The sequence below is a fragment of the Kitasatospora nipponensis genome, from assembly GCF_039528135.1.
Classification (GTDB): Bacteria; Actinomycetota; Actinomycetes; order Streptomycetales; family Streptomycetaceae; genus Kitasatospora; species Kitasatospora nipponensis.
The window spans coordinates 1-524 of sequence record NZ_BAAALF010001137.1 but is presented as its reverse complement, the minus strand read 5'-3'; the positions used below and the strand labels follow the sequence as shown (position 1 = coordinate 524).

Genomic DNA, 524 nt, shown 5'->3' with positions numbered 1-524 from the left:
GGGTGGTCAGCCGGCGGTTGGGCGCGTCGGGGTCGAGGCCGAGCAGGCCGGAGACGGTCTGGCCGACCAGGGTGAAGGAGACCTCGGGGTAGTCGCCGTTCGGGCCCTGCGAGGCGTTCACGTGCTGGACGTCGCGCTGGTCGTAGACGTGCCGCATCCACTTCCAGGCGGTGTCGTTGCGGTGGTTGCCGAAGAAGGTGTTGGCGGTCCAGGTGAAGTCGGCGGGCTGATAGACGTTGGAGCCGAAGCCCGCGTACCCGCCGGTGCCGAGGTTGTGGAAGACGTTGCCGGTCAGCCGGGTGGCGCTGCTGCTCGGCCGGGCCCTGCGGGACGTGGTCGTGCTGGTGATCCAGGCGGGCATCATCATCGTGCTGTCGATGCCGCTCGGACTCTTCGTCCGGATCCCGGACCTGCTGCTCGCCTACGTGCTGCTGGCCCTGATCACCCTGAGCAGCGCCTCGCTCTCGTACGGCATCGCGCTCAAGGTGAGCAACCCCGACGTCCTCGGCCAGCTGGTCAACAAC

At 68.5% G+C, this 524-nt stretch carries 2 pseudogenes; one reads left to right on the top strand and one right to left on the bottom strand.

Annotated elements, in window-relative coordinates:
- Window positions 1-361 (bottom strand): annotated as a pseudogene (locus tag ABD323_RS45290) (hypothetical protein); the annotation flags it as partial.
- On the opposite strand from ABD323_RS45290, the pseudogene ABD323_RS45285 reads away from it, so the two are divergent.
- Window positions 339-524, top strand: a pseudogene (locus tag ABD323_RS45285) (ABC transporter permease); the annotation flags it as partial. The pseudogenes ABD323_RS45290 and ABD323_RS45285 overlap by 23 nt on opposite strands.